Annotated in this window: 5 protein-coding genes; 3 read left to right on the top strand and 2 right to left on the bottom strand. The window is 54.2% G+C overall.

Annotation, left to right across the window (positions count from 1 at the left end):
- Window positions 1-192 precede the first annotated feature (192 nt).
- A complete protein-coding gene (locus ACN0YN_RS06175) occupies window positions 193-1,377 on the bottom strand; it encodes a sialidase family protein (RefSeq protein WP_417384117.1) in 1,185 nt (394 codons plus the stop codon).
- Window positions 1,378-1,405: 28 nt separating this feature from the next.
- A complete protein-coding gene (locus ACN0YN_RS06170) occupies window positions 1,406-3,376 on the bottom strand; it encodes a sialate O-acetylesterase (protein WP_417384116.1) in 1,971 nt (656 codons plus the stop codon).
- Between the two features lie 352 nt (window positions 3,377-3,728).
- Between ACN0YN_RS06170 and ACN0YN_RS06165 the strand changes: the two genes are divergently transcribed.
- The 3 genes from ACN0YN_RS06165 (at window position 3,729) to ACN0YN_RS06155 (ending at window position 8,428) form a co-directional block, all read left to right on the top strand.
- Window positions 3,729-4,901 (top strand): substrate-binding domain-containing protein, encoded by a 1,173-nt coding sequence (locus ACN0YN_RS06165; RefSeq protein WP_417384115.1) that lies wholly within the window; start codon window positions 3,729-3,731, stop codon window positions 4,899-4,901.
- 177 nt (window positions 4,902-5,078) lie between these two features.
- Window positions 5,079-5,924, top strand: coding sequence for a phytanoyl-CoA dioxygenase family protein (locus ACN0YN_RS06160; protein ID WP_417384114.1), 846 nt, complete (start codon window positions 5,079-5,081; stop codon window positions 5,922-5,924).
- Entirely contained in the window at window positions 5,921-8,428 is a 2,508-nt protein-coding gene (locus ACN0YN_RS06155) for a sodium:solute symporter family transporter (RefSeq protein ID WP_417384113.1), read from the top strand. Before ACN0YN_RS06160 ends, ACN0YN_RS06155 begins: the two co-directional genes overlap by 4 nt.
- Window positions 8,429-8,437 lie beyond the last annotated feature (9 nt).

Genomic DNA, 8,437 nt, shown 5'->3' with positions numbered 1-8,437 from the left:
CCGAGATCGATGACTTCTTCAGCGGTGTGGCTGATGGAGACAATCCACTGCTGGACTAATCCAGAACGTGAAAACCTGACAGACAGCCAGTCCCCGAGAACAGCCGTTTTCGGGGACTGCTTTTTTTAAAGATGAGATATCATTCAGATCGCAGAACTTCTGTGCATACTGATAGACTCATCCTGTCTATCATCAGGCATAAAACTGATCGATCTTATAAATCCGCAGCGTGACTTCCGAATCCCGTTTCCATTTGGTGGAACGGGAGTAGTAGGCAATCAGTGCTTCATCGCCGACAAACGTTACCGAGGGATAGGCGGCATCGACTGAGGACTGGTTTTCGATATCCTTGAAGTGCTTCCAGGTTTTTCCCTCATCCTGAGAAATCGCTGCCGTCAAAGGCGTCCGCGGCCAGTTTGAAGGTGAAGCCACATTATTCCAGATCAGCAGTAGATCGCCGGTCGTGGGGATCCGTTTGACGAGCGGTGGCGATTCCGGAGCAGGGAGCTCTGACGGTTCGGGAGTACTCCAGTGCACGCCGCCGTCTTCGGAAAAACTCTGATAGAGTCGCTGGTTGGTATTTCGCAGGAAACACAACAGACGACCATCTTTCAGCTCGACCATCGCCGGTTCGTGACAGCCGCGTCCCTTGGCCGTCATACTGTCGGCACTCCGTTTCCAGGTACGGAATCCGTCGTCTGAATAAAAGACGAACGAATGCAGATCCCCTCCTTTATAGGCAGTGCCTCCGATGTATTTCTCCGCATGCGGTCCATGCGCGGGAAGAATCACGCGGCCGGTACTCAGTTTCAGTGCATGGTCGGCATTATTGCAGTACCAGCCCGGTTCAGAAATCTGACGCTGCTCTCCCCAGGTCTGACAATTATCCATGGAGCGTCGACAGAACACATTCCGCTGTTTCGCACTGTCCCAGCCGACGTAAAAGAACAGGACTTCATTTTCGGACAATCGAACCAGATTGGGATGCTTCACATTATGTTTCCATTCGTTGGGCTGGATGACCCGACGATCTCCCCAGGTTCGTCCCTTATCTTTCGAGATCATGGACGTAATCTGGCACTCCACATGATCGCCTATCCCGGAGTGTCCTTTTTTCCGGGATGGATTTTCCGACTGACTGTAGTATTCCGACCAGACCAGCAGCAGACGTTCGTCGTCCAGCGGGAAGATCAACTGATGATCGTGGCGGGGAAAATTGGGTTTCCAGGGACAGACGATCTGGTCATGCACCGGCTTCAAGAGGGGACGGTTCTTGCCAATCGACTCTCCTTTCGCCAGCAGAATCGAAGCGGGATATCCGCCCAGCAGAGAACAGGCCAGTGAGGACTTTAAAAAGGTGCGTCGTGGAATATTCATATGGCAAAACTTTCTTTTCAGAGCGCGTTCAGTTTTGTTGTTCCGTTTGACAATCGGTCGTCAGTAGAGTGGTCTTGAGGGGGCGCGTCAGTCGAAACACACCTGCAGGTCCCCCCGGTGCACCGGAATAAAAGAAGACATGCTGCACACCGGTTTGCAAATCGACGACGGAACCTCCGGTATGAAAGCCGTCGGCTGTCGCATAAAAATTTCCTTTGCGATCCAGCAATCGGCATTCCAGCTTCCAGTCCGCCGTCTCCCATTTCTCTGGTGAGATGCTGAAGAGATTGATCGACATGCTGCTGCGGTCCGACTGCACCGCTTCGAAGTTTCCGGTCACGGGATTGAAAATCAGGTCGGAAGTATCTACCGAGCGTTTACTGATCATGTTGGTCTCTTGGGCCTCAAACGATGCTCCGGGTTTGCCGCGCAGCTGGATCAGATGGCGCGTCGTCTGGTTCCGGGCCAGACCATAGAACTCTCCCTGGTGAAAGATAAAGTTGGGCTCGGCCTGATGACACCAGTCGGGCAGCGGCATGCTGATGTTGTTCCAGCTTTCTCCCCCGTCTTGCGACTGATACAAAGCCAGTTCCCTGACGATCGTGCCGGGGCGATGATTCTTATACTTCGTATGGTGGCCGAACAGCAGCAGGCCCAGTTTCGGATCATCGATGATTCGGGGGCCGACATAAACAATGGGGCCGGAATGATGGTCTTCCCGAAAGGCAGTTTTCAGATGGCGCCAGGTTTTCCCCTCGTCATCCGAACGGAAGACACCATGGTTACTGACCAGAATGACCGCCCCGTTCCGTAGCGTTCCAATGGCATTCAGATGCACTTTGTAGCCGAGCGGACTTAAGTTTTTGGGTCCGAATTTGTAACGATGGGACAGGGGAATCATTCCGCCTCGATTACGGTCTGCTGCCTGCATGCAGTCTCGTATATCGTAAGGCGTGGACCAGGTTTTGCCTCCATCCGTTGAACGCACAATCACGGAATAGGTCGTATCGGCATCGGCTTTGCCCGCGAGTTTCACATTATGTCCCGGCATGGCGCGATGAACGACAATCAGGGAATCCCCCGACTTGGTCGCGACGGGCCAGCCATAATGGTCATTGTCTCCCTGAGGATGGTAAGGGAGATTGACGGGGGCAATTTCGAACTGGGCTGCATTCTCACAACAGGCCTGCGCATTTGGTTCGGCGTTCAACAGCCGCGTTGCCAGAGCGTCGAACCGGGGAGCAGCGACCTCAGTCGATGCCAGTTTTAAATAGGCTTGCGCGAGTTGCGTTCCCAGATCGATCTGCCCGCGAGAACTGTAATGCGCCAGCAACTTTGTCGGCTTGCCGTTCACGGTGATTTCTTCCGGTTTCCGTTCCAGTGCATCCGTGTCGATCATAACGACGTTCGCCAGTTCATCGGCAACCTGCTGCTGTATCTGGCGGATCTGGTCTGTATATTCCCGTTCCGGAATAATTCTGCTGATGCGACCGAAGACAACCGGTAACTCAGGCTGATCTGACTTCTGTCGAACCGCCTGAATCAGGTTCTGGAATTTCTTTGCATATGCCGGTTCATGGAAGCGGGCATCCCGTTCCCCCTGCATCCAGAACAGAGCAGCGACTTCTCCCCCGCCGGCTTTCTGCGCGTCGTCCAGTTTCTGAAACAAGCCTCTAACCAGAGGCATGCGCGGCTGCCAGAGACGAATGGCCGTGCCTCCTTTGGCATGTTTGATCAGACCAATATTCTCGTCCGGAAATGCCCGCGACAGTTCATGGGCAATCGCCAGCTCGGGACCGAATTCCTTACCGGGCTTTACATAAGCAACTTTATTGTGATAAGGAACCCATGTTCCTTTTGACCAGAAATAGACGTTCTTCGGTGGTTGCTGTAATTGTTCCGGGAGTTCTGCCAGGGTTCCCTGGGAAACCATGTTCGACTGACCAGCCAGGAGGAACAATTTGTCGATCGCAGGTTCTTTCGCAGAGACCGTGATCACGTTAAACCATCCCGCCAGTAAAAAACACAGAATGAGGAATCGTCGAGAATGAAAAATAATGTCACTGCTCCCGTACTGAATCGATGAAAAGTCTGTCCTGTTTTCCTACGTGAATCACCAGTACTCTGACTGAAAAGATCTGGTGACCGGAATGAAAACCGCACTCTCATGATGGTCGCTGCGGCAATCGACGTCTATTCAACTTAGCGAATAACCTGTTCACTTTTGCGACTTCCCATTTTTACGACAAAATCGGTTTGCTATTCCGGGCGACAGACTCTACAAACGGAACTGACAACCAAAACAACGGCTTTCAGAATACTACTGATTTAAAACAACAAGGCTCATCATAGTGGATCGTTTGCGAGTAGCGCTGCTTGTGGAAACTTCAAGAGGGTACGGTCGTGGAATTCTTCACGGCGTCTGGCAATACATACAGGAACACGAAACGTGGTCGATTCTGTATCGCCCCTGCGGTTTTGGACAAGTGGCGCCTCCCTGGATCTCTTCCTGGGACGGTGACGGGATCATCGCTTTTATCGACACTGCAAAAACGGCACGGCTGTTAAAGCAGTCCGGTGTACCGACGGTTGATCTACTCGGAGAACTGATTCCCAAGCCACAGGTTCCCTTTGTCGCGCCTGACAATCAGCAGGTCGCGGAACTGGCGGTTCAATATTTTCTGGACCGGGGTTATCAGTCATTTGCCGCCTGTGGATTTCGGACCGGTCTGCGTCCCATGCTGGATCAACGCTGTCTTAAATTTCAGCAGCAGATTCAGGAAACCGGTGCCGAATGCGCGCTGTTTACGCCACAGGGAGGCGGCAAAGAGGGGCCTTCCTGGGAACGCGAGCAGGAACAGATCGCCCGCTGGTTACAAAGCCTGCCCAAACCACTGGCGCTCTTTACCTGCAATGATACACGAGGGCGGGAAGTCTTGAACGCCTGTCAGACACATAATATTTCCGTTCCGGAAGAGGTCGCAGTACTGGGAGTCGGTAACGACGATATTCTCTGTCAGCTCACTGACGAACGTCTCAGCAGCATCGACGTGGATCCCCAACGGGTGGGATACCAGGCGGCTGCCGTCTTGGATTCCTTAATGCACCAGAAACCGGTTTCCGATCTGACCTTAATCCCTCCCCGCCGGGTCGTGTCGCGGCACTCGACGGATTCGCTGGCTGTCACCGATCCGGAACTGGCAACTGCAATTCAATATATCAGACGCTACGCCTGCCAGCAGATTCAGGTGGAGGACGTCGTCAAGCAGGTCAATCTGGAACGCCGCGTACTGGAACGACGGTTTCGAAAACTGCTGGGCCGTTCTCCCAAAGCAGAGATCATTCGCCTGCAACTGGTGCGTGCCCGCGAATTGCTGGCTGAAACAACGCTCTCCAATACGGAAATCGCCTACCGTTGCGGATTTAACAGTGCCGCCTATTTTATGGACCTGTTTCACCGCAAAGTTGGTCAGACGCCGGGCGACTTTCGTCAGGCCTCGCAAAGCTCCGAACAAATTGTTTAACCATTATTAGTTGCACACTGCAACACGAGAATGACGCGTATCAGAATACCTGATTCGCAATTGTGAATAGACGATGATCGGGAAAATGATACTCTGGTAACCAGGCAGTTCCTTATTCAGGGAGACTGTGCGGAGCCGGTTGATAAAATCCAAACACCATAAGCAGTTAGAACAACCATGGATCAATTTGAAGTTGCCGCTCGCCTCAAACAGGATGGCTACTGTGTTGTCGAAAATGTGATTCCTCCCGGTAAGATCGATTCCATCCGTGAAGAAGTCGTCGCCGCTCAACTGGCGCATCACGAAGAGGCGGAACGCGAGCTGGAAAAAACGCGGGCCCGCGGGCACCGGATTGGCGTGATTGGCGTGGGGCTGTTGAAGCAGGTGGTTAATGCCACGCAATGCTTTGCTCCTTACCTGGCCGATCCCCGTGTACTGGGAGCCGCGGAAGAGATTTTCGGCGACTTTGTCCGTATCTCCTGTACGGACTGTGTGGTGACGCATCCCGGAAATGATCGGGGTTACTGGCACGCCGACTGGCCTTACAATGCCACGAACACCACACACGTCAAGGCCCCCTATCCGGACGTGATGATGCACCTGGCTTCAATCTGGATGCTGACGCCGTTTACCAAAGAAAACGGCGCGACTTATATTCTTCCCGGCAGCCACAAATTTGATAACAACCCGGCTGCAGGCGGGATGAGCGGTATAGACCAGGATGCGAATCACCCGGATGAACTGCAGGCCACGGGTCCTGCCGGCAGCGTTTTTCTCTACGACAGTCGGCTCTGGCACGCTGTCGCACCGAACTACAGTGATGAATCGCGGGCCGCATTGATCATTCGCTATGCTCCCTGGTGGCTCAACCTGACTCCTACGATTCGCGGCACGCCCGATCATGAACGGATGGTGCTGGAAACGGGAGGCAAAAATTATGATGCGATCCCGGTTCGCAGAGAGGCTTTCGAAAAACTTCCCGATAACATCAAGGATCTGTATCGGCATTGGGTGTCTGAATGACTTATACAGCAGGTTTGACTCCTGGTAGCACAGGAGGAAGCTTTCTGCTGTATGTCTTACGGTATTTCCTCCTCATCTGCCTGTGTCTGATGTCTCTCGGCGGGAATGCCCGCGCTGCCGAGCCTCAAACTGCTGCGCTGGACTGGCAGGAGCTATCCGTACCGGCACCTGAAACCGCCGGCAAGTATGCCGTCCTGCAAAATCAGCTGCTGTTCGTCTCTGCAGACAATCGCATCTTCACACTCACCGGGCCGGAAGCAACCTGGCAGCAGGCCGAGCTTGCCCCCGCTGAAGACTGGTCGTCGCTGTTTCAACAGCTCGAACAGGGAGCCAGTCTGCAATCCACCACAGCCGGCGTTATCTGCAGTGGGGGAACGTCAGCAGAAGTACGTCTGATCCGGGCCAGTGACGAACGACTGCAACTTTCTGTTCTGCCACGATTACCGGATTCGCTTCAACAGACCGCCTGTGCTGTTCTGAATGATGTGCTGTATCTATTGGGCCAGCTTGAGAACAGTGCCGACAGTAAAGGTTGGTCGCTTGATGTTTCAGCCGACACACAACAGCAACGCAAGTGGCACGAATGGCAACTGCCTGCCAGTCAGCTCCAACAGCCTGTGCTGCGGGTTCAGAACGGGAGTTTGTATCTGCTGCAGAAACAAGCTTCCGAAGTCTATCTCTACAAGAAACAGGGAGACTGGCAACCCGTCAGTTCGGCGCCGCGCAGTACTTTCAGTCAGCCGGCCCTTAACCTGGGGCCTTCTCATTTCCTGCTGCCGGCTGATTCCGCGGAGGGCCACGATCTGCTCTATCACACGATCACTGACACCTGGCGCATCGCTCCTTTTACCTTAACGCCAACCCCCGACCAGACACGAGACGCACTGCAGTCCGCCTGCAACTGGCAGGGAGGGGTGCTGTTGGTCTATCCGGAAACACTGTTCTGGGGACATTCACAACGTCTTTCCCAAGGCTTTCAGACAGCCGACCTGATTGTGCTCGGGTTGTACTCGGTCCTGCTGATCGCGATGAGCGTTTATTTTGCCCGGCGGAACCAGAACTGCCAGGAATATTTTCTCGCAGGCCAGCGCATTCCCTGGTGGGCTGCCGGCTTGAGTCTGCTCGGCAGTTCGCTGAGTGCCATTACCTTCATGGCGTTCCCGGCCATGTCCTTTCGTACCAACTGGGTTTACCTGCTGGGTAACTTCATGATACTGGCGGTCGCGCCACTGGTGATCTGGTTTTACCTCCCCTTTTACCGTCGCCTGAAGGTGACGACAGCCTATGAGTACCTGGAACATCGTTTCGGTCTGGCCACGCGACTGGTCGGCAGCAGTGCGTTTCTGCTCTTCCAACTGGGGCGCATGGGAGTCGTGGTTTATCTGCCGGCCCTGGCTTTGTCGACCGTCAGCAGTTGGGATGTCTATACCTGTATTCTGGTCATCGGTTGCGTGGCGACATTATATACGACGCTGGGAGGTATCGAAGCGGTCATCTGGACCGATGTCATACAGGTTCTCGTGCTGATTGGGGGCGCCCTCGTCAGCCTGTTTGTGATACTGTCGAAAATCCCGGGGGGGATGGAGACAGCCCTTTCATCGAGCCTCTCCGCGGGAAAACTGCATGCGGTGAATTATTCCTGGGATGTGGCATCCACGGGAATCGGCGTCGTGATTGTCGGGAACCTGTTCAAGTTTCTGATTCCCTACAGCAGCGATCAGGGAGTGATTCAACGTTACCTGACCACCAGCGACGAACGTCAGGCGGCGCGGGGAATCTGGCTCAACGCTGCCGCATCGATTCCGGTCTGGACGCTGTTTTTTGCCCTGGGAACCGGCTTGTGGGTCTTCTATCGGGCCAGCCCGGAACGACTCGACCCGCTCGGCCGCACCGATGAAATCTTCGCCTGGTTCATTGTGCATGAGCTTCCCGCCGGTGTCTCGGGATTAGTGATCGCCGGTCTGTTTGCAGCTTCCATGTCGAGCCTGGATACCAGCCTCAACTCCATGGCGACGGCTATCACTGCCGACTTCTATCAGAGCTTTCGTCCGCAAGCCACCGATCGCAGTGCCTTGCGGCTGGCGCGCTGGCTGACAGTGTTACTGGGGATTTTTGGAACGCTGACAGCGATCTACCTGGCGCGCGCGAACACACAATCCATCTGGGACCAGTTTCTGAAAATCATGGGACTGTTCGGCGGAGGCCTGGCGGGAATGTTCATCGCGGGAATTTTTACACGCCGCACGACTCAGACAGGGGTCCTGCTTGGATTTTCGCTGAGTGCATTCGTGCTCTACCAGGTTCAATCGCGGGGCAGCGTTCATTTTTTTCTGTACGGTGCTGTTGGAATTCTGACCTGTGCCATCAGCGGCTGGCTGTTCAGTCTGCTGCTGCCGCAGAGCTGGAATCAGAGCAGGAATCAGATCGAAGGCCTGACGATTTACACGTTAAACCCGCCAACTTCGGGGGAAGCAGAGAGCCAGCCATCAGAGTCAACTGATTAAACAGCGTCT

The organism is Gimesia sp. (assembly GCF_048260065.1).
In the GTDB taxonomy this organism is placed as follows: Bacteria; Planctomycetota; Planctomycetia; order Planctomycetales; family Planctomycetaceae; genus Gimesia.
The sequence above is the reverse complement of the archived record's forward strand: the minus strand, read 5'-3'. Positions and strand labels throughout refer to the sequence as shown.